The organism is Streptosporangium sp. NPDC051023, from assembly GCF_040689595.1.
In the GTDB taxonomy this organism is placed as follows: Bacteria; Actinomycetota; Actinomycetes; order Streptosporangiales; family Streptosporangiaceae; genus Streptosporangium.
Genome location: NZ_JBFBCE010000024.1, coordinates 44,708 through 68,494 on the forward strand (window position 1 = coordinate 44,708; position 23,787 = coordinate 68,494).

The window sequence follows — 23,787 nt, forward strand, 5'->3', positions numbered from 1 at the left end:
AGCGATCAGCCATGACGTCCAAGGACGCCGTCTACACCCACGGTCATCACGAGTCCGTGCTGCGGTCCCACCGCTGGCGCACGGTGGAGAACTCGGCGGCCTACCTCCTGCCGCACCTGCGGCCCGGAATGTCGCTGTTGGACGTGGGATGCGGCCCCGGCACCATCACCGCGGAGCTGGCCGCCCTGGTCTCGCCGGGAGTGGTCACCGCCGTCGAGGTCACCGCGGAGGCGCTCGCGCTGGCCAGGGCGGAGGCGGAGCGGCGGGGAGTGCCCAACGTCGAGTTCGCCGTCGCCGACGTGCACACCCTCGACTTCCCCGACGACACCTTCGACGTCGTCCACGCCCACCAGGTGCTGCAACACGTCGGCGACCCCGTCCAGGCCCTGAGGGAGATGCGCAGGGTCTGCAAGCCCGGCGGGATCGTGGCGGTCCGCGACAGCGACTACGCCGCGTTCACCTGGTTCCCCCACCTGCCGGAGCTCCAGGAGTGGATGGCTCTCTACCAGCGGGTCGCCAGAGGCAACGGCGGTGAGCCCGACGCGGGAAGGCAGCTGCTGTCATGGGCCCACAAGGCCGGTTTCACCGACGTCACCGTCTCCGCCTCGGCCTGGTGTTTCGCGACGCCCGAGGACCGGGACTGGTGGGGCGGCATGTGGGCCGAGCGGATCCTCAAGTCCGACATGGCCCGCCAGGCGATCGCCTTGGGGGCCACGACGGAGGAGGACCTGCGTCGGATGTCCGGCGGCTGGCTGACCTGGGCCGCAGAGCGGGACGGCTGGCTGTCCGTCCTGCACGGCGAGCTGCTCTGCCGCCCCTGACGCCCCGCCGTACGGCCGCCGCGGAGAGGAACGCCGAAGGGGCGCCCCGCACAACACGGGACGCCCCCGAAGGGTCGCCGGGACCGCGGTCAGGACTGCTGAGTGATCTTGACGTCGTCGATTCCCGCCTCGACCAGGGAGGCGGTCGAGGCGTCCGCGGCCTCGAAGACGATCCGGACCGTCTGTCCCGCAAAGGCGGAGACGTCGACGCTCGCGGTGGCCCAGGCACCGTCACGGTTGGCGGCGGCGCCGAGCTGCTGGAACACCTGGGTCGTGGTCGAGCCGACCACCTTGGCGCGCAGGAAGTCGGTGCTTGAGGCGTTGGAGCCGTGGGCGAGGTACCAGGAGAAGCCCAGCCTCAGGGTGCCGGTCGCGGGCAGGGTGACGGGCGGCGACTGGATGCTCGTCGTACCGCCGTCGACGTCGTAGTCACCGGCGGAGGAGCCCGCCAGGCGCCCGGTGACCAGGTCGTTGGTGCCGCTGACCGTGGTGCCGAGCTGCTTGGTCCCGCTGGAGCTCGTGGTCTCCGGGTCTCCGCGCTCCCATTGGCCGAGGGTCGCGGTGTCCGTGCCCGCGGGGTTGGCGGTCCAGCCGGTCCCCGTCTCGAAGGTGTCCGAGTAGACGGTGACCGGCGGGTTGCCGGTGCCGCCGCAGTACTGGGACTCCTTGCCGATGATCCGGTAGACGCAGTCGGCGTACTCCAGGAAGCGAAGCACCGCCTCCCGGTTGCGGGTCGTCTGCGGGACGATCTGCTCGTCGGGCGGATAGAACCCCGGGGAGGAGCTGGTCGGGTACATCTCGAAGGTGTAGCTGAAGATCTTGTAGGCGCCCCACATCCAGTCGTCGATCGACCCGTCCGTGATGTAGAGGTCGCTGGACTGCTCGGGGGTGTAGCTGTTGGTCGAGGCCATGTTCCTGCCGAGCGCGGCGAAGGCGTCGTGGTCGTCCTGGGTCAGACCGGGGGCGGTGTCGTCGTTGGTGAAGCCGTACGGCCACAGGACCAGCTCGCTGTAGGTGTGCCAGTCGATGTTCGCCTTGATCTGCTGCACACCGCCGACCACCCTGCCGCGCACCCAGTTGGCGACCGCCCTGACCTCGGGTGCCGACTCCCCCGCCGAGCCGCGGTAGGTGTCGCTGGAGGCGGAGCCGGACGAGCCACCGCAGCAGCCCCACTGGTAGGCCCAGTTGCGGTTCAGGTCGGTGCCCACATAGGAGGATCCGGAGTTGGGCTGGCGGTTCTTGCGCCATGACCGGTAGGAGCCGCCCGCGATGTCGTACTCACCGCCGTCGGGGTTGAGGTCCGGCATGATCCAGATCTCGCGCGAGTTCACCAGGGAGGTGATCCTGCTGTCCGTGCCGTAGTTGTCGGTGAGCAGGTGGAGAATGTACAGCGCCATCTCGACGGTCAGGTGCTCCCTGGCGTGCTGGTGGTGGGTGAACAGCACCTCGGGCTCGTTCTCGTCCGTGCCGACGTTGTCGCTGATCTTTACGGCGATCAGGTCACGGCCCTCGTAGGAGGTGCCGTAGCTGCTCTTGCTGGCGATCGCGGGATGGGCGGCGACGATCTGGTTGATCTCGGCGGTCATCTCGGCGTAGTTGTGATAGCCGGAGTCCGCGGGCGGGAAGTCGAAGGGCCGTGCCTCGCGGGATAAGGACCTGGGGATCTTCGTGACCGTGTAGCCCAGCTTCCTGATCGACGCGACCTCGCTCTCACTTGCGGTGACCACGACCGAGGTCGCGTCGACCTGGTCGATCGCGGCTCCGGTGGCCGCGACGGCGCTGCGCTGCTGTGAGCTGCTCGGGCCCTGGACTCTGTACTGGCTGTTCGGCGGTGGTTCGACGGACGCGCCCGCAGCGGTGATGCCGAGACTCAACAGCGCCAGGACCGCGAGTACCACGATCAGACGGCGTCTCACCTGTGTCCTCCTCAGGCGCGCTCTCGGGGGGTTGTCACGCACCTGCACTGAGAGTCAGGCAAAGATGTCGATCCGCAAAGACCCAAATTTTCGGGTGTGTACGAATGCGGGCAAAACCCAAGAGCCCAACCTCGGGGTCAGAAGTCGACCTCGAACCAGACCGTCCTGCGCCCGCTCCGGGCGCCGTCCCTGATCCCCCACCGGCTCGCGAGGAGGTCGACCAGGAACATCCCTCTGCCGTTCTCCGCCTGCGGGTCGTTGCGCACGTGCGGCGTGGACGCCCCGGAACCGGCGTCCGACACCTCGACCAGCACGGTGCCGGAGCCGAGCGCCACGGTCATCGCGACCTTCCCTCCCTCGCCGGAGGCGGAGTGGACCACCGAGTTCGTCACCACCTCGCTGACCAGGAGGACGACGTCCTCCGAGGCCGGATGGCCCTCGCCGAGGAAACCCCTGACCCTGTGCCTCGCCACCGAGACCGACTCCGGCACTCCCCGCAGGGTCACCGTGGATCGAGGTGGAAGGATCCGTTGCACGATCGCCATGGTTGGCCCCGCTCCCCGACACGCACATTTCTATGCGCATCGCGCTCTGAGATGGCACACTCACTCACGGTGAACTGTTCTATCAGGGACTTCAATAGCTCATATTGAGATTCCTCAGTTTCGTTGCCATTGGGACGGAGGTATGCGCATGGCTCCCCGGCGTAGTCCAACGGCGCGGCATCGCCGTCTGATGGCGGAGCTGAGCCGCCTGAGAGAGAACAGCGGACTGACGCGGGTGGAGGTGGCTGAACGGATCGGCTCCACCGACACCACACTCTGGAGATACGAGACGGGTCTGACCCGTCCGAGACCCTCAGACGTGTCGGTCCTCACCGATGTGTACGGCGTGACCGGGGAGGCCCGTGACTCCCTGATCCAGATGGCCAGGGAAGCCCGCCAGCGTGGCTGGTGGCACCGGCACCGGCAGGCGCTGAAACCTGGCTTCGACTCCTATATCGGGCTGGAGGCGGAAGCGTCGGTGGTGCGCACCTACGAGCCACTGGTCGTTCCCGGCCTGATGCAGACCGAGCCGTACGCACGCGCCGTCATCGAGGCGACCGCCATGACCCAGGCCCCCTCCGAGGTCGATGAGAAGGTCTCCGTGCGCATCTCGCGCCAGCAGCTGCTGCACGGCCCCGGTGACCCGATCCAACTCGTCGCACTACTCGACGAGGCAGTACTCCGGCGTCAGATCGGCGGCCGCGCGGTGATGCGCGAGCAGCTCGAACACCTCGTCGACCTCGGCAAGCTGTCGAACGTGGAGATCAGGGTCATCCCCTTCTCCTCGGGGGCGCACGCCGCGATGGACGGCAAGTTCTGCCTGCTCAGCTTCCCCGAGCCCGAGGATCCCGATCTGGTCTACCTCGAGCAGGCCACGAGCGGGCTCATGCCCGAAGACCCGGAGGAGGTGCGCCGCTACACCCTCATGTTCGGCAGCCTGTCGGCACTGGCTCTCGGCGCCGAGGCGTCGGCCACCTTCATCGCCCAGATGGCGAGGCGATGTTCCAGTCCATAGGAAGAGAGTACGAGGACCATCGATGGATCTGTCCAGCGTCGTATGGCGCAAGAGCAGCCGCAGCACCAACGGAGGGGACTGCGTGGAGGTCGCGGTCGTTCCCGGTGACCCGGCTCTGGCCGCGCACAAGGCCGGCGCCGGCGAGCTCTACCTCGTCCGCGACTCGAAGAACCCCGACGGCCCGGCGCTGGCGTTCACTCAGGGCGAGTGGGACGCCTTCGTCGGCGGCGTGAAGGACGGCGAGTTCGGCTGAGCCACCTTTCGGGGGAACCGGTCTCCCGGTTCCCCCGAAAGGTCTCAGCCGCCCCGCGGGCCGCCGTTACCGTCGTAGCCGAGTACCCGCATGGCCGTTCCCGGCTCCATCGCGGCCGCGAGAAGCTGGGCCCGCTCGACGGCACGGTCCCGCTGGGCCTCGGCAACGGCACGGGCGGCCTGCGCGTTCTTTATCACCATGAGGACGACCACGGCCGCGACGAGAGCCGCGACCGCGGCGGCGAGCGCCGCCAGGAGTGCCCCTGAGCCGGTCGTGGCCGCCGCCTCACCCGCCCTCGCGCCGATCAGGTACACGCCGAGCAGCGTGAACGCCGCCAGCATGACCAGGCTGGCCACGACCACCGGCAAAACACGCGTGCGCCGCCGTCGCACCGGGGTTTCGACGGGCTCCCCACCGGCCCGCGGAGGCTCGGAAACCCCGCCGTCCTCGCCCCACCGCACAAACTCCGGTCCCGTCGTCCCAGGATGCGCGGCGGCGGAAACGGGGGCGAACACGGCGGCCCGCGGCCCGTGAGCGTGACCGTACCCGCCGCCGATCACGAGCGCCCCCTGGACGAGCGCCCCCGCGGGTTCGAGACGGGGCTGCGCCGCCGGAACCGGCAGCTCTCGCTCCACGCGGCTGTGCTCGCGGTGCGCCCGAGCGGCCTCCAGGTGATATTCCTCGATCTCAGCGTAGAAGGCGTCCGAGGCGTAGATCGAGCCGTCGGCCAGTGGCCCCTGCCGGTGCTCGAGAACCGCGATCACGTCCTCCCCGTTGAGGGTCTTGTGAACCTCGAGCGCGTGGGCCAGGCAGAGCACCTCGCGCCGGTGCTCCCGCAGCAGGTCCTCCGTAGCGTCGAGCAGGCGGACCAGGTTGTACTCGATGCGCTCGCCCAGCACGTCGGGGCCCGGCGTCTGCCCGCCGCCCGGGGGCCTGGTGAAGCCGATGCCCCCGCCGCCTCCCGGCTTCGGCATCGACTTACCACCCATGATCTCCAGCTCCTGCAGCGCGGGCACCGAGGTGACCCCGCGTCCCATGCCCCAGTGCGCCTCCATCAGCGCGGTGAGGTAGGTGGCGGAGTACAGGTCTCCGGAGACGCCCGAGGAGTTGTCCTCGGCGAAGAACATCCGCTCCCCCGCCAGCGAGGCGAGGGAGACCATGATGTCGGCCTCGTGTTCGGACTTCCACCGGGTGAACTGGTCCTCGGGTTTGATGCTCGCGACCATGCCGAGATAGTCGGCGCCCTTCTCGATCGTGGCGATGTCGATCTCGAGGTGGTAGCGGGTCCGGTAGGCGGCCACCGCGTGACAGGCCTCGTGTACGGCCACCGCGTGCCGCTCGCGCTCGATGTACTCCACGTCCTCCGGCGGCCCGAGCTGCTTGAGCCGCTTCGCCCTGGTCACGTCCGCCCAGGTGATGACCTCCCTGCCGTCGCGGATCGCGGTGATCAGCGACTCGTTCACCAGGTCCTTGATCGTGGCGCCGGTCGCGTACGGCGTGATGGTGGCCAGCTTGTCCAGCTGCTCCTCGGTCAGTTCGTGGCGGACCTTGTCGAAGTAGCCCCGGTAGGTGCGCACCCGGCCCGCCTTCGAGGGGTAGCCCACCTTGTAGATGCGGTCGATGCGGCCGGGCCGCAGTAACGCCTCGTCCAGCGAGTTGGGCATGTTGGTCGCCATCATGACCAGGATCCGGTACCTGGGCGGCGGTTTCGGCCGCATGCCGAGCAACCTGCGGACGTGACGGTTGACGATGCCGCGCGGCTTCTTCAGGCCGGACAGCTCGGTGAGCAGGGCCTGTAGCGTTCCCGGGTCCCCGCCACCGCCCAGGTTTCCGCCCATGTAGAAGCGGCTGCGGCCGCTGTCCGGCTCCTCGGCCGCGGGCCCGCGCGCCCCTCTCCCAGCCAGCAGCGACCTGGTGTCCTCCGTCAGGTAGCCGAAGCCATGGCAGCCGCCGGAGTGTGGGGAGAGGCCGAAACCGCCCCTTGGCCCCTGCTGGGCCAGCGAGCCCCTGCGCCCGAGCGAGTCGGCCTCGTCGAAGAAGACGATCACGCCTCCGTACCGCAGGGAGAGCTTGCGGAGCTTCCTGAACAGCGACTTCACCTTCAGGATTCCGATGCCCATGAACATGTTGACGAACGCGCCGGGATCGACGAACACGTACGGCTTGCCCGTCTCCCCCGCGACGGCCTCGGCCATCAGGGTCTTCCCCGTGCCCGGCGGTCCCCACAGCAGCAGCCCGCTGGGCACGTAGCCGCCCCGCTCCTCGATCTCGTCAGGCCGTTCCAGGAAGACGATGTTCTCCTTGACCCGCTCGACCACGTGGTCCTGCCCCCAGACGTCGGTGAAGCGGGTCTTGATGTCGTCGGGGAAGTAGGTCTCGACCCCGCCCCGCGACAGCAGCCAGAACAGGCCGAGGAACTGGAAGGCGACGAAGATGAACGCGAAGGCGAGCTGCCCCACGTACGGCAGCGCCTGCCACAGCAGCGCGGGGGCCTGGAACAGCGCGAGCGCGGGCGAGGTCTTCAGCACCTCGCCGAGGACCAGGGCGAGCACCCCGATCCAGAACACCCATTTGACGGCGCGCGCGAGCCTGAAGCGGTTCCAGTCGGAGAAGCGGCGGTGGCTCCAGCGCTCGAACCCGCCGAACACCCCGAGGGTCCAGAAGCGGTGGTAGCCGGCGGAACGCTCGCTGGCGAGGAAGTGGAGCTGCCGCAGGATCTCCGCTCCCAGCAGCCAGAAGATCCACGGTGCGGTGACGGTGATTCTGATCATGGCGTCCCGGACGGTGATGATGCCCTCGTAAGAGGCCATCTCATTCCAGACCAGGATGAGATAGACGAGCGTCAGGATGAGGACGAACTTGGCCCGGTCCCAGAACGGCATGCGCTTGCGGGTGACGGGATGCGGATCGGTCGGGCCGGAGCCGGGCGCGCGCAGGCCCTCCGAGCTCGGGGACGGCGGGGGTGACGTCATATGCGGGCTCCTCACCCGGTGAGTCGCTTGACCTTGAACGATTGCGCGATCCCGTCGAACTCCGCGGCGCGCCTGCGATAGCAGCCGGCCGAACAGCGGATCAGCAAGGTGGAGATCTGGTTGCCGTCTCCCGCCAGGTAGGAGGTGAGATCAAAGGTCTGCAGACCTGCCCCCCTGACCGTGTAGTTGAACCGCACGTGCACCCCGCGCAGCCCGTCCCCGGGCTGGAGGACCTCGTCGGCGAGCAGTTCGAACCCGGTCAGCGGGTAACCGGGAAGCTGCGCGTACTCCGCCCGGAGGGTCTCGGTGACGGGGATGACCGAGTTGCGCATGCCGTTCAGCGAGATCGCGTCCCGCTGGCCGGGAAGGAGCTTGTCGACCCTGGCGAAGACAAACGGCTCGTCGCCGGTGCCGTAGCCGAGGAGGTGGCCCGCGGAGGGGCTGGTGTTCGCGTCGTAGGCGATCGACCAGACGAGTTTCCTGCGCAGACTGGCGGCGGCGGACTCGGGGTCCTGACCCGTCATCGCCCTGTCCAGTGCCTCCTGGTCGACCTTCCGCCAGGCCACGGGCACTTTGAAATAGGTCTGCCCGTCATCGTGGCGGACGTAGGTGAACTCCGGACTCGCGCACCCGATCAGCCCGCCCGCCATGAGGGGGACGACCGCCGTCGAGATCACAACCAACCTGGCCTTTGACCGTTCCACCAGGGTTATACCTCCGCTTTACGGGCCAACAAGATAGTTGTGCCCGTTTTCTGAGTATGCCCTCCCTTCCACAGCCCGACCATCCTGGAAATCTTGACCAAATCTTGGCGATAAATTGTCTTCACTTGTTACAGATCGCTAGGTCGAGATGGGGTGCCGCGAGGCCGTACGGCTCCGCGGCTCCCGGGCCGGCTCTCCGGTCCCGGCCTCTCGCCTCCTCCCGCGGCCCCGCCGGCTCATAGCCGCTCGACGTTGACCCCCCGGCAGCGGTTGCGCGTGTCGAAGACGTAACCGCTCGCCCGCTGGACGAGCTCGTAGTCGAAGCAGTCATGGTCGGTGAGGACGACCACCGCGTCCGCCCGCTCCAGCTCCCGCTCGACCGGCCTGACGATCTCGATCTCCGGCGGCAGCAGGCAGGTGTCCACGTGGGGGTCGGCGGCCCGCACCTCGGCCCCCAGCTTGCACAGGGCCCTGGCCACCTCGATGGCGGGCGACTCCCGGCAGTCTCCGGCGTTCTTCTTGTAGGCGAGCCCGAGCACGAGCACCCGGCTGCCCCTGATCGGCTTGCTCCGCTGGTTCAGTCCGAGGAGCAACCGGTGGACGACGTACTCCGGCATGTGGTCGTTGATGTCGTTCGCCAGCTCGACGAAGCGGAAGTTGTGCCCCAGGCTGCGCTTGACCTTCCACGACAGGTACGAGGGGTCGATCGGCAGGCAGTGCCCGCCGACGCCGGGGCCGGGGGTGAAGCGCATGTAGCCGAACGGCTTGGTCGAGGCGGCGTCGATGGCCTCCCAGACGTCGATGCCGAGCTGCTCTGCGAAGATCGACAACTCGTTCACGAGGGCGATGTTGACGTGCCTGAAGGTGTTCTCCAGAAGCTTGCACAGCTCGGCCACCTGCAGTGAGGAGACGGGAACGACCTCCCGCACGATCCGTTCGTAGAACGCCCTGATCCTCTCCAGCGAGGCGTCGTCGATCCCGGAGACCACCTTCGGCGTGTTGTCGAGCCGCCAACGGGAGTTGCCCGGGTCGATCCGTTCGGGGCTGTAGCCGAGGAAGAAGTCCTCCGGCGTGCACAGCCCGGAACCCTCCTCAAGCAGCGGCCTGAGGTACTCCTCCGTGGTTCCCGGATAGGTGGTCGACTCCAGGATCACCGTGGCGCCCGGCCGTACCAGCGGGGCCAGGGACCGGCCCGCCGAGTCGATGTGGCGCAGGTCGGGCACACCCTCCCGCAGAGGCGTCGGGACCGTGATCACGCAGACGTCGAACGTCTCGGCGTCGGCGTAGTCGGTACTGGCGAGGTAACGGCCCGAGTCGTGGGCCGCGGCCAGCAGGTCGTCACCGATGTCCTCGACGTAGGACTGGCCTGCGTCGAGCCGCTTGACCCGCCACTCGTCCACGTCGATCCCCACGACGTCGAACCCTGCCTCGACCGCCCGCATCGCCAGGGGCAGGCCGACATAGCCCTGACCGACGACGACCAGCTTTTCCCCCATGTCAGGACCCCCGTCGCTTCGAGATGAGGTACGCCCCCGACTGTAGGAGGCCGTGACCGCCGCACCGCCGATTCGACGGCGAACCGGGCGTGTCGCCCCTGACGGCCGGGCACGGCTCGGGGAGCGGCGTCCCTCCCCGGCCGCTCGCAAAGGATCCGCAAGAGCATCGTCAACCCGGGATGTCCACCTCCGGCAAAGTTGATCGTTTCGTCAGACTCACGCCCATGGGACCGGTCTCCCTGACCACCCGGACTCGAGTTCGTGACGGCGGCATCGCCGACGTGGCGTCACCGGCATAAGGATCATCAATGACGAACGCTGACAACCCACGCCTGTCCCGACGCCTCCGGTACTGGCTGGCCCCCGTCCTGCTGATCGTGGGCACGCTGGGCTCGCTGGCCGCGACGTCCCAGGCCCTGAGCGCCATGCAGGACCCGATCGACCTCGGAACGGCCGTGAACAGCGCGGTCGTGGCCGGAAGGGCGATCGCAGGCACGAACCTCGTCCTCCTCGCCGGAAACGTCGACGTGAGCCCGGGCTCCACCCTGACCGGGTTCCCGCCGGGCAGGGTGCGCAACGGAACCGTCCACCTCGGCGACAGCGAGGCGCAGCAGGTCGCGGCCGACGTGGCGGCGGCCTACGCGAACGCGGCGGGACAGACCCCGACCGCGACCCTGGCCGCCGAGCTCGGCGGGACGACCCTGACCACCGGCGTGTACAAGGCGTCCGGGGGCACCTTCACGCTGAACGGGAGGCTCATCCTCGACGGCGGAGGCAACAACGACGCGGTCTTCATCTTCCAGGCCGACTCGGCCCTGACGACGGCGCGGTCCAGCAGCGTCAGCTTCATCAACGGCGCCAAGGCCGACAACGTCTTCTGGCAGGTCGGCGACCAGGCGACCCTGGGGCCGTTGTCCACCTTCGTGGGGAACATCCTGGCGCAGAACTCGATCACCATCGGGCGGAGCACCAACCTCTACGGCCGCGCCGCGGCGCTCAGCAACACGGTCACCCTCGAAGGACCGACCGTCTTTCCCCCGACCCGGGTGGTCGTGCCGCAGCGGCACTTCCCGCGCACAACCACGACGCTCACCTCCTCACAGAACCCCTCGGTGAGCGGGCAGCCCGTCGTCTTCACCGCCACGGTGCAGGCCGTCGCCACCGGCCTGCCGAGCCCCACCGGCCGGGTGATCTTCAGGGATGGGTCGACACCCCTCGGCTCGGCCCTGACCGACCTCACGGGGGTCGCCAAGTTCACGACCACGGGACTCAGCGTCGGCACGCACCAGATCACCGCCGTCTACGTGAGCCGGGGCACCGCCGACCTGGAGTTCTGGATCTACTTCGCGCCGAGCAGGTCGGCCGCGCTGACGCAGCAGGTGCTCGCCGCAGCGGCCGTACGCTCGGGATGAACGCAAGGAATGCGTAATAACCCGCACACGCGACGAGCAAACGGCGTGTGTCGGCGGGCCCCTCTCCCGCTCGCCGCGGATTCACTGCGGCCATGACCATAGCCGGACAGGAGACCATTCCCTTCAACCGGACGTACATGTCCGAGAACGAGCTCGGCTACCTCGCCCAGGCCCTGCGGCAGGGATCGACCTGCGGGGACGGGCCGTTCACCCGCAGGGCCGGCCGGCTCCTGGCGAAGCTGACCGGGGCGGAGCACGTGCTGCTGACCACTTCGTGCACGCACGCGCTGGAGATGTCGGCGTTCCTGCTCGACCTGCGTCCCGGCGACGAGGTGATCATGCCGTCGTTCACCTTCGTGTCGACGGCGAACGCCTACGCGCTGCGCGGGGCCGTACCGGTGTTCGTCGACTGCAGGCCCGACACGCTGAACGTGGACGAGCGGCTGATCGAGGCCGCGATAACCGACCGCACCCAGGCCGTGGTGATCGTCCACTACGCGGGGGTCGCCTGCGAGATGGAGACGATCACCGAGATCTGCGATCGGTACGGCCTGGCCCTCGTCGAGGACAACGCCCACGGACTGGGCGGCTCCTACCGGGGCAGGCCCCTCGGCTCCTTCGGCCGGATGGCCGCCCAGAGTTTCCACTCGACGAAGAACGTGCAGTGCGGCGAGGGCGGCGCGCTGCTCGTCAACGACGCGGACCTGGTCACACGTGCCGAGATCATCCGGGAGAAGGGCACCGACCGCAGCCGCTTCTTCCGGGGGCAGGTGGACAAGTACCGGTGGGTCGACATCGGGTCGAGCTACCTGCCGTCCGACGTCCTGGCCGCGCAGCTCACCTCGCAGCTGGAGTCGTTCGACGGGATCCAGGCCCTGCGGCACGCCGTGTGGCACGCCTACCACGAGCGGCTGGCCGACTGGGCGGCGGAGAACGGCGTGTCCCAGCCCGTCCTGCCCGAGGGCTGCGCGCACCCGGCGCACCTGTACTACCTGCTGCTGCCCGACCTGCGCAACCGGCAGGCGTTCGTCGCGCACCTGGCGGAGCGGGGCGTGCAGGCGACGTTCCACTACCAGCCGCTGCACACCGCCCCCGCCGGGACCAGGTACGGCCGCACGGCCCCCGGCGGCTGCCCCGTCACCGAGCAGGTCGCCGACCGCCTCGTACGGCTGCCGCTGTTCGCGGGCCTCGACGAGGCCGGCGTCACCCGGGTGGCCGAGGCCGTCCTGACCTACGAGGTGCGCTGATGGGGTGGCACGACGTGATCGAGTCGGAGGCGGCCGTACAGGCGTGGGAGTCCCCGCTGGAGTCCGCCAGGTTCGGCTGCTCGGTCGAGCGTCTCACCGTTCCCGTGATGTCGGAGGCGTCGTTGTCCGCGGTCCGCGAGGCCGTAGGCGGGTCGGCCGCGGACGTGATCGTGCTCCGTTACCCGGCCGAGCACGTCGGCTGGTTCGCCGAGCTGACCGCGCTCGGCAGGACCGCCGTGTTCGCCGACTCCCTGGCGTACTGGCGGCTGCGCGCGGGGCGGGGACGCGCGCCTGAGCCGTCACCGGACCTGTGGACGGAGGAGACGGCCGACCAGGCCGCCGTACGGGAGTCGATCTCCGGCATCTTCGCCATGTACGGCAACCACTACCTCGCCAACCCCCTTTTCGACCCCGCGGCGGCACTGGCGGGCTACCGGGAATGGGCGCTGAGATCCGTGGCCGAGGGGGGATGCGTCGCGCTGCGGGGCCGGGCCGCCGGGCCGGACGAGTCACGCCTCCTGGGGCTGGCCACGGTCGAGGAGGACGAGCGCAGGACGGAGATCCTGCTCGCGGGCGTGGTCCCGCAGGCGCAGGGCCGGGGCCTGTACGCCCACCTGCTGAGAGGGGTCGAGGAGCGCGCGCTGGCCCGCGGCGCGGCCGAGGTCGTCATCTCGACCCAGGGGCACAACACCCGGGTGCAGCGGGCGTGGGCGAGGTACGGGTTCGAACCCGCCCACACCCTCCTCACCGTTCATCTGACCCGGAGCCGACCCCGGCGCGCATCGGAACGCCCGCGCCCCCCGGCCTCCGGGGGAAGTCGAGGGCGGCCAACGGGCCCGCACGCTCACTGACCACGTAGGTCGGCCTGCCCATCCCGCCACCGTGGATGCGGCCGACGTACTCGCCGAGCACGCCGATGGAGATGAGCTGGGCGGAGGAGAAGATCGCGATCATCGACGCGACGGTGGTGAACCCCGCGACCGTCGTGTCGCCCACGGCGAAGCGCCACAGCACGGTGACGCCCAGCACCAGGCCGACGACGCCGATGAGGAATCCGAGATAGCTCGCCGCCCTGAGGGGGGCGGTGCTGTAGCCGAGGAGCATGTTCACCGCGTGCCGGACCAGCAGGCGTGGCGTGTAGTTGGACCGGCCGTGGTCACGCTCCATCATGTGCACCTTCACCGAACCGACTCGCGTCGTGGCCCACGACAGGGCCACGTCGATGCACACGTGCGGCCCGGACAACCCCTCGAACCCATCGCGCAGGCGTGTACGGAAAGCCCGGAAGGCGCTGATCGTCCGTGCGGCCTGGACTCCCAGGGCACCCGCCATCCCGGCCTTGACCGACTGGGAGGCGACGCTCCGCAGGAACCCGTGCTCCTCCTGGTGCGCGACGCCGTACACCAGATCGAGGCGGTCGCCCTCGAGCGCCGCCAGCATGAGGGGGATCTGCTCCGGCGGGTGCTGCAGGTCGTCGTCCATGGTGACGACGACCTCGAACTCCGCCTCCCGGATACCGGCGATCAGCGCGTTGTGCTGACCGTAGTTGCGGGACATGTGAAGCGCCCGGACGCCGTCGGTCCCGCGGGCCAGCTCGACGGCCGTCTCCCAGGTGTCGTCCGGGCTGCCGTCAACGACGAGGATCACCTCGTGCCGGACGGAGAGACCGGCGAGGACCGGCATGAGCCTGGCCACCAGCGCCGGAAGAGTCCGCGCGGAACGGTAACACGGAATAACCACCGACACCGACATCAATCCTCCGATTGTTCATCGCGGCCGACTACAGTTAATTTGATTCCGTCCCACCACGATCCGGAGTGACCGCTTTATGGTTGAACTGGAAACCAGATCCGCCCGGAACAGGGATTCACATTTCGGACGGCCATCCTCCATGTCGGCACTTGGTGGCCAGCGCATCACATATCTGCTGGCCGGCGCCGTAACGGCCGCGGTGTATTACGCCCTCCTTTATCTAGCATTGCTGGTGACTGAAGGCAGGGTCTCCTATCTTTTCCTGGCGTTTGCCAGCCACATGATAACCGTGGCGATTGTCTACCCCTGGTTCAGGATCGTGGTCTTCCGCGTTTCCGGAGAGCCATGGCTCCCCGGCTACCTGCGGTTCTACACGGTCGGCCTGAGTTTTCTCGTGGCGTCCTTCGTCGGGCTGCCGCTCCTGGTCGAGCTGGCCGGAATTCCCATCATGATCGCCCAGCTGCTGATAATAGCCGTGAACCCCCCGCTGACCTATGTCATCCACCGAAAGTGGACGTTCCGCAGGCGGGCGAACATCTGATCAGGGCAACATTAATCACGTCCTTCGGCAAAGGCGGAGAACGGCGAAGATCCATCGAGTACGCGCCCCCGTAGGTTCGGATGGACAGGTGGTCACTGTGACCATGCGTTCTTCGCGGAAGGACCTCGAAAAGCGATGAAGGCACTCGTTCTGGCCGGTGGCAGGGGGACGAGGCTACGGCCGCTGACCCACACCTCGGCGAAACAGCTGGTCCCGGTCGCCAACAAACCGGTGCTCTTCTACGGGCTCGAGGCGATACGGGACGCCGGGATCACCCAGGTGGGCGTCATCGTGGGCGACACGGGACCGGAGATCCGGCAGGCCGTCGGGGACGGCTCGGCGTTCGGGCTCGACGTCACCTACATCCCCCAGGAGGCTCCGCTCGGGCTGGCGCACTGCGTCCTGATCGCCAGGGAGTTCCTCGCGGACGAGCCGTTCGTCATGTACCTGGGCGACAACTTCCTGGTCGACGGCATCCGCGACCTGGTCGACGCGTTCCGCGAGGCGGAGCACGACGCCCAGATCCTCCTGACGAAGGTCGAGGAGCCGCAGTTCTACGGGGTCGCCGAGCTAGGGCCCGACGGCGAGATCCTCAGGCTCGAGGAGAAGCCGGAGCACCCGCGCAGCGATCTCGCGATCGTCGGGGTCTACACCTTCTCGCCCGCCATCCATGAGGCGGTCAGGGCGATCCGACCCTCCGCGCGCGGCGAGCTGGAGATCACGGACGCGATCACGTGGCTCATCGCCAACGGCGGCCGCGTCCACTCGCACCTCGTCAGCGGCTACTGGAGGGACACGGGCAGGCTGCAGGACATGCTGGAGTGCAACCGCATCGTCCTGGAGGCGATCGAGCCGGACATTCGGGGAATCGTCGACGGTCCCTGCGAGATAACCGGGCGCGTCGTCATCGCCCCCGGCGCCTCGGTGGAGAACTCGGTGATCCGGGGGCCCGTGGTCATCGGCGCCCACGCCAGGATCAACGGTTCCTACATCGGCCCCTACACCTCGATCGGGGAGGGATGCGTGGTGGAGGGCGCGGAGGTGGAGTACAGCATCGTGCTCGGAGACTCGACCATCAGAGGCGTCTCCGGGCTCACCTACTCCCTGATCGGCAGGAACGTCGAGGTCGTCCGGGCCGAGGGCGTGCCGAACGCGAACCAGCTCATGGTCGGCGACCACAGCAGGATCCAGGTGATGTCATGAGGATCCTGGTCACCGGCGGGGCCGGGTTCATCGGCTCCCACTACGTCCGGTCCCTGCTGTCGGGACGCCATCCCGGGTACGAGGACGCCCAGGTGACGGTCCTGGACAAGCTCACCTACGCGGGCAACCTGGCGAACCTGGTCCCCGTCGTCCAGAACCCGCGCCTGAGGTTCGTGCGGGGGGACATCGCCGACGCCCGGCTGCTCGCCGAGGTCGCGCCCGGCCACGACGCGATCGTGAACTTCGCGGCGGAGACCCACGTCGACCGGTCGATAACCGGTCCCGGGGACTTCGTGCCCACCAACGTCCAGGGCACGCAACGCCTCCTGCAGGCGGCCCTCGACGCCGAGGTGCGCACGGTCGTCCAGGTCTCGACGGACGAGGTGTACGGCTCCATCGACGCGGGCTCGTGGACGGAGGCCGAGCCGTTGCTGCCCAACTCCCCCTACTCGGCCGCCAAGGCGGGCGCCGACCTGTTCTGCCGCGCCTACCACAGGACCTACGGCCTCGACGTGCGGGTGACCCGCTGCTCGAACAACTACGGTCCCTACCAGTATCCGGAGAAGCTCATCCCGCTCTTCGTGACCAACCTGATCGACGGGCAGCCCGTCCCGCTGTACGGCGACGGCCTGAACGTCCGCGAATGGCTGCACGTCGACGATCACTGCAGGGGCATCCAGCTCGTGCTGGACAAGGGCTCGCCCGGCGAGGTCTACAACATCGGCGGCGGGGTCGAGCTGACCAACAGGGAGCTCACCGAGCGGCTGCTGGCGGCCTTCGGCGTCGGCTGGGAGATGGTCTCCCACGTGCGGGACAGGCCGGGGCACGACCTGCGCTACAGCGTGGACAGCGGCAAGATACGGGCGATCGGCTACGAGCCCAGGGTGGGCTTCGACGAGGGACTCGCCGAAGCCGTGCGGTGGTATCGCGACAACCCGGACTGGTGGCGCCGCCTCAAGGCGGCGGGCCGGTGACCGCCGCGCGCCCTCTCCCTCCCCCCGCGTACCCGCCGCCCGCACGCATCCCCTCTTCCCGCACACGCACCGCATCCAGGAGGGCCCATGGAAGCCACGGAGATTCGCCGCACGGTCGAGTTGGAGGACCGGCACTGGTGGTATCGCGAGCGACGCGCCATCCTGGCCCGTGAGCTGCGCAGGCTCGGCGCACCCGGCCGCGCGCTCGACCTCGGCGCGGCGGGGGGCGGCAACACCCGCGTGCTCGTCGAGCACGGCTGGAAGGCACTGGTCGCCGACTACTCGGAGACCGCGGTCGAGCTGGCCAGGGAGCGCGGCCTGGAGGCCGTGCACGCGGACGCGCGGGACCTGCCGCTGCCGGACGGCGGGTTCGACCTGGTGCTCGCCCTCGACGTGCTGGAGCACATCCAGGAGGACGACCTGGCCGCCCGCGAGCTGGTGCGGGTGCTCAGGCCGGGAGGGGCCGCGCTGATCACCGTCCCCTGCGACATGGCGCTGTGGTCGGCGCACGACGTGGCGTCCGGCCACGTCCGCCGCTACACCCGGGACGGATTGGGCGCCCTGCTGACCGGAGCGGGCCTGGTGATCGACCGCATGTGGAGCTGGAACGTCCTGCTCAGACCGGTCGTGGCACGGCGCAGGAAGCACACCTCGGGATCGGACGTCATGGAGACGCCACCCCTGGTCAACGCGGCCCTCACCGCCGTGATCGTGGCCGAGAGGTTTCTGCCGGTCAAGTCACTGCCGGGGGTCTCCCTCGTCGTGAGCGCGCACCGCCTCCGATGACGGGACAGCCGGGCTGTGACTGGAGTGACCACCGGGGACATCGCCCCGGAAAGGTTAGCATTACATAGCGTGATCGCATCATAACAGTAAGATATATCTGCAGTACAACTACTGTGTGAGACACCCCCATGACCGCGGCTTGACCGTCCGGGCGCGAACCGGGAACCCGCGGATACGATCGGCCGTCACGGCCGTGCCGACGAAACATGACCGCGAGGCGGCCACAGGACGGCCCGCCTCGCGCCTGGAGAGGGCGGCCGCGAAGGGCCGCCACGCGCGATCCCCGTGGAGCACCGGCGGTGTGCGCCGTCGTCTCCTCCCCCGAGTCCCCCGCGGTACGGGCCGCCGCTGCCTCGTGATCGCCCTCGCGGGCGTCCTGGCGATGGGCGTCGTCGCCGGCACACCCGGCCGCGCGAGCGCGGCGCAGCCGGTGAACCTCGGCTACGCGGGCTCCTTCGCGGTCCTGGCCAGCTCGGTCGCCAACACGAACCTCACCACGGTCACCGGCAACCTGGGGGTGAGCCCGGGCAGCTCGGTGACCGGCTTCCCGCCCGGCGTGGTGAACGGGACGACCTACGCGGGCGACCCCATCGCGGCGCAGGCCAAGACCGCCCTGAACGCCGCCTACAACGACGCCGCGGGACGGACGCCGACCGCGACCGTGGCCGCCCAGCTCGGCGGGACGACCCTGGCCCCGGGCGTCTACACCACCGCGGGCGGGGGCTTCTCGATAACCGGGACGCTCACCCTCGACGCGCAGAGCGATCCCGACGCGGTCTTCATCTTCCAGGCCTCGACCCTGTCGACCTCGAACGTCAGCAACATCGCCCTCACCGGCGGCGCGCAGGCGGACAACGTCTTCTGGCAGCTCAGCACCGCCGCGACGCTGGGCACCTTCTCCACCTTCCGCGGGAACGTCCTGTCGCTGAGCTCGGCCGCGGTGAGCAGCGGGGCCGCCGTGTTCGGCCGCGTCTTCTCCGTCAACGGCACGGTCACCCTGCAGGGCACCTCGACCCCGCCGAAAACCCGGGTCACGGTGCCGAACGACCCGCCGACCACCACGGCCCTGACCACATCGGCCGGCGTCTCGCGGAGCGGGCAGGCGGTCACCTTCACCGCGACGGTGAGCCCGGTCTCGGGGACGCTCGTCCCGCAGGGCACGGTGGCCTTCAAGGAGGGCTCGACCGTCCTCGGCACGGACTCGGTCGACCTCTCCGGCGAGGCCACGTTCGCGACCTCGGCCCTCCCCGCGGGGCAGCATCCGATCATCGCCGTCTACCTGGGTGGCGACACCTCCTCCAGCGAGGGCATCGTCCACTTCGCCCCGAGCAAGTCGCCCCAGGTCCTCCAGACCGTGACGAGCAGCCTGTGGGACGACGCGGCGACCCCGGCCGTCGCGTCCCATCCGGTCTCCAGCGCGGTCGTGCTCGGCACGAAGTTCAGGGCGGCTGTCAGCGGCACGATCACGGGCGTCCGGTTCTACAAGGGCCCGGACAACACCGGAACCCACGTCGGAAGCCTGTGGAGCGCCTCGGGCGACCTCCTGGCGGAGGCCACCTTCACCGGCGAGTCCGCCTCCGGCTGGCAACAGGTGAACTTCGCGACCCCGGTCACCGTCACCGCGAACACCACCTACGTCACCTCGTATCTCACCTCGGCGGGGCACTTCTCCTACACGCTGGAGTACTTCCAGACGCCGCACTCCAACGGCCCGCTCACCGCGCTCGCCGACGGCGTCGACGGCAACAACGGCGTGTACGCCTACGGTTCGACCAGCGTCTTCCCCACCAAGTCCTACATCTCCACCAACTACTGGGTGGACGTGGTGTTCACCCCGTTCGACGGCCTGTGGGGCACCTCGGAGACCCCCGATGTCACATCCGACCCCGACGGCAGCGCCGTCGTGGTCGGCACGAAGTTCAGGGCGGTCACCGACGGCAGGGTCAGGGGCGTCCGGTTCTACAAGGGCCCGGACAACACCGGCACGCACACCGGAAGCCTGTGGAGCGCCTCGGGCGACCTCCTGGCGGAGGCCACCTTCACCGGCGAGTCCGCCTCCGGCTGGCAACAGGTGAACTTCGCGTCGCCGGTCGCGATCAATGCCGACACCACATATGTCATCTCGTATCACACGACGTCAGGCCATATTTCCTATACGGCGCACTACTTCGACACGGCGCACACCGGCGGCCCGCTCACCGCGCTCGCCAACGGCGATGACGGCCCCAACGGCGTCTACGCCTACAGTGCCGTGAACGCCTTCCCCGGCAGCGGCTACCAGGCCACGAACTACTGGGTCGACGTCGCGTTCGACATCGACTGACAGAGATGATGTAGGTGAGACCATCACGCCGGGCTTGGCGGGAACCGCCCGGTGTGATGGTCTCGGTCGCTCTCCGGCCGTGGCCGGCTCTCCCCTATCCGACGTCGAAGAGCACGTCCACCCAGTAGTTGGCGGACTGGTAGGTGTTGCTGGGGAAGACGTTGGTCGAGCTGTAGGCGTAGACGCCGTTGCCGCCGTCCGCGCCGTCCGCGAGCGCGATGAGCGGGTAGTTGACCTGCTGACCGACGAAGTACGGCAACGTGTAGGAGAAGTGCCCCGTCGTGGTGTGGTAAGACACCACGTAGGTGGTGCCCGCGGAGACCGGGACGGGCGAGTTGAAGTACGCCTGCTGCCAGCCGGACGCGCTCTCGCCGGAGAAGGTCACGCTGGCGAGCAGCTGCCCGCCGGTGGTCCACAGGCTCCCGACGTGCGTGCCGGTGTTCCCCGTGCCCTTGTAGAACCGGACGCCCCTGGCCATGCCGTCGGTGGTCGCCCTGAACTTCATGCCGAGCACGACCGCCTCGGGGGCCGGAGGCGACAGGACCGCGGGAGTCGCCGTGTCGTCCCACACGGAGCTCGACGGCGCGAACACCACGTCGGTCCAGTAGTTGGTGGCCTGGTAGGTGTTCGAGGGGAAGGTGTTGGCCGAGCTGTAGGCGTACACGCCGTTGCCCCCGTCGTCGCCGTCGGCGAGCGCGAAGAGCGGATAGTTGGCGTACTGCGAGTTGAAGTACTGCAGCGTGTAAGAGAAGTGCCCCGTCACGGTTTTGTAGGAGACCACGTAGGTGGTGCCCGCGGAGACCGAGACGGGCGAGTTGAAGTACGCCTCCTGCCAGCCGACCGCACTCTCATTGGAGAAGGTCACGCTGGCGAGCAGCTGCCCGCCGGTGGTCCACAGGCTCCCGACGTGGGTGCCGGTGTTCTGCACTCCCTTGTAGAAGCGGACGCCTCTGATCGTGCCGGTCGTGGCCGCCCTGAACTTCGTGCCGACCACGACCGCGTCGGTGTCCGGAGGGGACGTGACGGCCGGGGTCGCCGTGTTGTCCCAGACGGTGTTGAACGGCGTGAACGCGACGTCGACCCAGTAGTTGGCGGACTGGTAGGTGCTCGAGGGGAAGATGCTGCTCGAACCGTACGCGTACACGCCGTTGCCCCCGCTCGCGCCGCTGGCGAGCGCCGTCAGCGGGCCGTTCACGACCTGCGAGGTGAAATACGAGAGGTTGAGGGCGTACCTTCCGTTCGGCGCGAAGTAGGAGGCGACGTACGTGGTGTTCGCGCTCACCGGGACCGGCACCGGGAAGTCGACCTGTTGCCAGCCCGCCGCCGTCTCGGCGGTGAACGTCGCCGTCGCGAGAAGTTGCCCGGAGGCGCTCCAGAGGTTGCCGACGTGCGTTCCGACGTTCGCCGACCCCTTGTAGAACCTGATCCCCCTGATGTAGCCCGCGTTCGCGACCTGGAACTTCACCCCGATCTCGACCGAGCCCGTGTCGCCCGTCGAGGCGATGCCCGGAACGGTGGTCGACTCCCAGATGCTACAGGGGCAGTGGCGGACGACGTTGACCGTCACACTGGTCGGAGTGCTCTGGATGTTCCCGATGTCGTCGATCGCGCGTACCTTGATCGTCATGTTTCCCGGGGTGCTCGGAGGAGCCCAGTCGTAGGACCAGTTGGTGCGCCCGGTCGCCGGGTGCCACTGGGTGCCGCCGTCGAGGGAGATCTCGACCCCCGCGACAACACCGCCACCGGTGTCGTCGGCCGTCCCCTGGATGGTGAGGGTCTGCCCGCTCTCCACCGAGGCACCGTCGGACGGACTGGTGATCACCGAGGTCGGCGGCTGGGTGTCGGTCGAGGCCGTCGCCGGGACCAGACCTGGCTGGATGCTCGCGGGCTGGGCGCCCATGTCGGCGAGGAGGTTGACGGTCGCCTGCTGCATGTTGATGTCCGTGGGCGTGCTCGCTCCCTGGTGGGCGGAGTCCAGCCCCCAGGACCACTGGATGGTCCCCGCGCCGAAGATGAGCGCCCCGCTCGGGTTCCGGTAGAGCGTCAGGTTGTGCGTGGCCACGCCCGTGGCGTACGTGCTGCCGAAGTCCTGCAGGTAGCTGGGGACGGTCGCGGTGGTCTGGGAGAATTTCACCAGCCCGTCCGGGGCGAACCCGTTGTCGGGTGCCTCGTCCCACTCGAAGCCGAGCGTCCCGTGCGGGAAGGTCGCGACCTCACCGGGTGCGAGGGCGGCGACGGCGGTGTCGCGCCACAGGCGCATGGGACCGTACTCGGCGGGGACGGTTATCTGGTCGGCGATGTTCAGACCGCCGTTGACCATGAAGAGTGTCCCGGTCAGCGCGTTCTCCGGTCTGCCGCCGTCCGACGGCGGGGAGAAGCGCGGGTCACGCCAGGTGCCGGTCCACTGGGCGCTCGGGTCGATCTTGGCGTTGGCGTGCGTCTCCTTGTAGCAGACCAGGGTCCGGAACGACGTGCTCGGCCCCGCGACGCTGTTCTCCCACCGGGTTTTCCAGAAGACCTCGTTGCCGGAGAGGAAGGCCTGGTTGACGCCGTTGGCCGCGGCGTTGTGCACGTTGTCCCGCATCTCGTTGCTCCAGTACTCGTCGTGCCCGACGGCAAGGAACACCTTGTGCTCAAGCAGCTCGTTCCCGCTGGTCGCGGTGTCGATGCTGGAGGTGTAGCTGACGTCGTAGCCGTTGGCCTCCAGCCACCTGACCATGGAGTACTCGGCGTTGAAGAACCAGGTGTTCTTCTCACCGGCGCAGCAGGAGCAGCAGGCCGTCGTGAACGGCCGGTTGTAGCTCACCTTGTAGGCGCGCCCCACCGGGCTTCCCGCGTACAGGCTGTTGCCGCCATAGGCGTTGTAGGCCTGCCAGCTGGTGTCGGAGGTCTTGAACAGCAGGTCGGAGCCCCTGGTGTCGTCCCGGACGATGAAGATCATGTGACTGGTCCCGGCCGTCGCGTCCTGCCGTACCAGCTTGGCGATGTAGACGCCGGAGACGGCGTCGGCGGGTACGGCCCACGAGGCGGACTCCGCCCAGTTGCCGCAGTCGATCAGGCCGGTCGTCGAGTCGGTCGCACAGGCAGGCTGCGTCTGGGGCAGGGTGACCGAGGGCGTGATCGTCGCCACCTTCCGCGCGCCCATGCCGTTGTAGTAGCCGATGCGGTAGATGTCCGCCCGGTAGTTCGTCGAGGTGGTGTTCACCTTGAAGTGAACGGTCTCGCCCGGGGCGACGCTCATCGTGGTCCCGTAGCCCTGGATGTTGCTGTCGCCCGCTCCTGTGATCTGCCACTCGCTCGCCGGGTTGCCCGGCAGGGCGTTCTCCTGGCAGATGACCGAGGTCTCCGGGCAGGCCAGCGCCTTCCCCCTGCCGTGCCGCGCCTTCCTCACCGGCGTGACTCCGGCGTTCCTGATCCGCTCGGCGATCCGCAGGCGTTCCTGTTCCTCCGTACTGTCCCCTCCGGCCTCCTCCGTACTGTCCCCTCCGGCGTCCGGGCGTGGCTCCGGCTCCTCCTCGGCGGAGATGGGCTGGACGGTGACCCGGTCGGGCGCGGTGTGCATGGCGGGCTTGGCCTTGACGACGGTCTTGGAGGTGCCGATCATGCCCATCAGGGCCACGACTCCGATGCCGAGGACCACCGACGCGATCCGGAGCATGCTCCGGCGCATCAGGCCGGTCCTCCCCTCACTCACTGACACTTGCGACTCCCGGTTGTGCTGCCCCGGCGAACCTCTGTGGCTGAGCGAGGTCACGGGCGACTGAAAGATCGGATTTTCTGGGCGCTGCGGGTGGTGTTGTGCGCTTGGCTCGGTTCAAATGGGTTCA

The 23,787-nt window shown here is 68.7% G+C and carries 18 protein-coding genes; 11 read left to right on the forward strand and 7 right to left on the reverse strand.

What is annotated here, in order from left to right; genetic code table 11:
- Positions 1-11 precede the first annotated feature (11 nt).
- Positions 12-821, forward strand: coding sequence for a methyltransferase domain-containing protein (locus AB0395_RS17895; protein ID WP_366281807.1), 810 nt, complete (start codon positions 12-14; stop codon positions 819-821).
- Positions 822-910: 89 nt separating this feature from the next.
- On the opposite strand, the gene AB0395_RS17900 is transcribed toward AB0395_RS17895, so the two are convergent.
- Together AB0395_RS17900 and AB0395_RS17905 are read right to left on the reverse strand one after the other, a co-directional pair.
- Positions 911-2,737, reverse strand: coding sequence for a M14 family zinc carboxypeptidase (locus tag AB0395_RS17900; RefSeq protein ID WP_366281808.1), 1,827 nt, complete (start codon positions 2,735-2,737; stop codon positions 911-913).
- 137 nt (positions 2,738-2,874) lie between these two features.
- Positions 2,875-3,282: an ATP-binding protein gene (locus AB0395_RS17905; RefSeq protein ID WP_366281809.1), complete on the reverse strand. Its 408-nt coding sequence runs from the start codon at positions 3,280-3,282 to the stop codon at positions 2,875-2,877.
- Positions 3,283-3,472: 190 nt separating this feature from the next.
- Between AB0395_RS17905 and AB0395_RS17910 the strand changes: the two genes are divergently transcribed.
- Both AB0395_RS17910 and AB0395_RS17915 read left to right on the forward strand, forming a co-directional pair.
- A complete protein-coding gene (locus AB0395_RS17910; RefSeq protein ID WP_366281811.1) occupies positions 3,473-4,297 on the forward strand; it encodes a helix-turn-helix transcriptional regulator in 825 nt (274 codons plus the stop codon).
- Between the two features lie 22 nt (positions 4,298-4,319).
- Positions 4,320-4,550, forward strand: a complete 231-nt coding sequence (locus tag AB0395_RS17915) for a DUF397 domain-containing protein (protein ID WP_366281813.1) — start codon at positions 4,320-4,322, stop codon at positions 4,548-4,550.
- A 44-nt stretch (positions 4,551-4,594) separates the two neighbouring features.
- Here the strand turns inward: AB0395_RS17915 and AB0395_RS17920 are convergent, their stop codons facing one another.
- The 3 genes from AB0395_RS17920 to AB0395_RS17930 all read right to left on the reverse strand — a co-directional run bounded on the left by AB0395_RS17920 (position 4,595) and on the right by AB0395_RS17930 (position 9,722).
- A complete protein-coding gene (locus tag AB0395_RS17920; RefSeq protein WP_366281815.1) occupies positions 4,595-7,522 on the reverse strand; it encodes an AAA family ATPase in 2,928 nt (975 codons plus the stop codon).
- A gap of 11 nt (positions 7,523-7,533) precedes the next feature.
- Positions 7,534-8,226 (reverse strand): hypothetical protein, encoded by a 693-nt coding sequence (locus tag AB0395_RS17925; protein ID WP_366281817.1) that lies wholly within the window; start codon positions 8,224-8,226, stop codon positions 7,534-7,536.
- A 236-nt stretch (positions 8,227-8,462) separates the two neighbouring features.
- Positions 8,463-9,722, reverse strand: a complete 1,260-nt coding sequence (locus AB0395_RS17930; RefSeq protein ID WP_366281819.1) for a nucleotide sugar dehydrogenase — start codon at positions 9,720-9,722, stop codon at positions 8,463-8,465.
- A gap of 308 nt (positions 9,723-10,030) precedes the next feature.
- Here AB0395_RS17930 and AB0395_RS17935 point away from each other — a divergent pair, with 308 nt between their 5' ends.
- The 3 genes from AB0395_RS17935 (at position 10,031) to AB0395_RS17945 (ending at position 13,232) form a co-directional block, all read left to right on the forward strand.
- Complete coding sequence (locus AB0395_RS17935) at positions 10,031-11,134, forward strand: ice-binding family protein (RefSeq protein ID WP_366281820.1); 1,104 nt, start codon at positions 10,031-10,033, stop codon at positions 11,132-11,134.
- A 92-nt stretch (positions 11,135-11,226) separates the two neighbouring features.
- Complete coding sequence (gene rffA / locus AB0395_RS17940) at positions 11,227-12,381, forward strand: dTDP-4-amino-4,6-dideoxygalactose transaminase (RefSeq protein WP_366281821.1); 1,155 nt, start codon at positions 11,227-11,229, stop codon at positions 12,379-12,381.
- Positions 12,381-13,232, forward strand: coding sequence for a GNAT family N-acetyltransferase (locus AB0395_RS17945; RefSeq protein ID WP_366281822.1), 852 nt, complete (start codon positions 12,381-12,383; stop codon positions 13,230-13,232). The genes rffA and AB0395_RS17945 overlap by 1 nt, the downstream gene beginning before the upstream one ends.
- On the opposite strand, the gene AB0395_RS17950 is transcribed toward AB0395_RS17945, so the two are convergent.
- Complete coding sequence (locus AB0395_RS17950; protein ID WP_366281824.1) at positions 13,126-14,133, reverse strand: glycosyltransferase family 2 protein; 1,008 nt, start codon at positions 14,131-14,133, stop codon at positions 13,126-13,128. The two genes, AB0395_RS17945 and AB0395_RS17950, sit on opposite strands and share 107 nt — an antisense overlap.
- A 139-nt stretch (positions 14,134-14,272) precedes the next feature.
- Here AB0395_RS17950 and AB0395_RS17955 point away from each other — a divergent pair, with 139 nt between their 5' ends.
- From AB0395_RS17955 to AB0395_RS17975, 5 genes are all read left to right on the forward strand, one after another.
- On the forward strand, positions 14,273-14,674 hold the full coding sequence (locus tag AB0395_RS17955) for a GtrA family protein (RefSeq protein ID WP_366281915.1): 402 nt from the start codon (positions 14,273-14,275) through the stop codon (positions 14,672-14,674).
- A 135-nt stretch (positions 14,675-14,809) separates the two neighbouring features.
- Positions 14,810-15,877 carry a glucose-1-phosphate thymidylyltransferase gene (locus tag AB0395_RS17960; protein ID WP_366281826.1) on the forward strand — a complete coding sequence of 356 codons (1,068 nt, stop codon included), beginning with the start codon at positions 14,810-14,812 and terminating at the stop codon, positions 15,875-15,877.
- Positions 15,874-16,851 (forward strand): dTDP-glucose 4,6-dehydratase, encoded by a 978-nt coding sequence (gene rfbB / locus AB0395_RS17965; protein ID WP_366281828.1) that lies wholly within the window; start codon positions 15,874-15,876, stop codon positions 16,849-16,851. Before AB0395_RS17960 ends, rfbB begins: the two co-directional genes overlap by 4 nt.
- Before the next feature lie 87 nt (positions 16,852-16,938).
- Positions 16,939-17,637, forward strand: a complete 699-nt coding sequence (locus AB0395_RS17970; RefSeq protein ID WP_366281830.1) for a class I SAM-dependent methyltransferase — start codon at positions 16,939-16,941, stop codon at positions 17,635-17,637.
- 193 nt (positions 17,638-17,830) lie between these two features.
- Complete coding sequence (locus AB0395_RS17975) at positions 17,831-19,960, forward strand: DUF4082 domain-containing protein (protein ID WP_366281832.1); 2,130 nt, start codon at positions 17,831-17,833, stop codon at positions 19,958-19,960.
- Between the two features lie 94 nt (positions 19,961-20,054).
- On the opposite strand, the gene AB0395_RS17980 is transcribed toward AB0395_RS17975, so the two are convergent.
- On the reverse strand, positions 20,055-23,660 hold the full coding sequence (locus AB0395_RS17980) for a DUF4082 domain-containing protein (protein WP_366281833.1): 3,606 nt from the start codon (positions 23,658-23,660) through the stop codon (positions 20,055-20,057).
- Between the last annotated feature and the right edge of the window lie 127 nt (positions 23,661-23,787).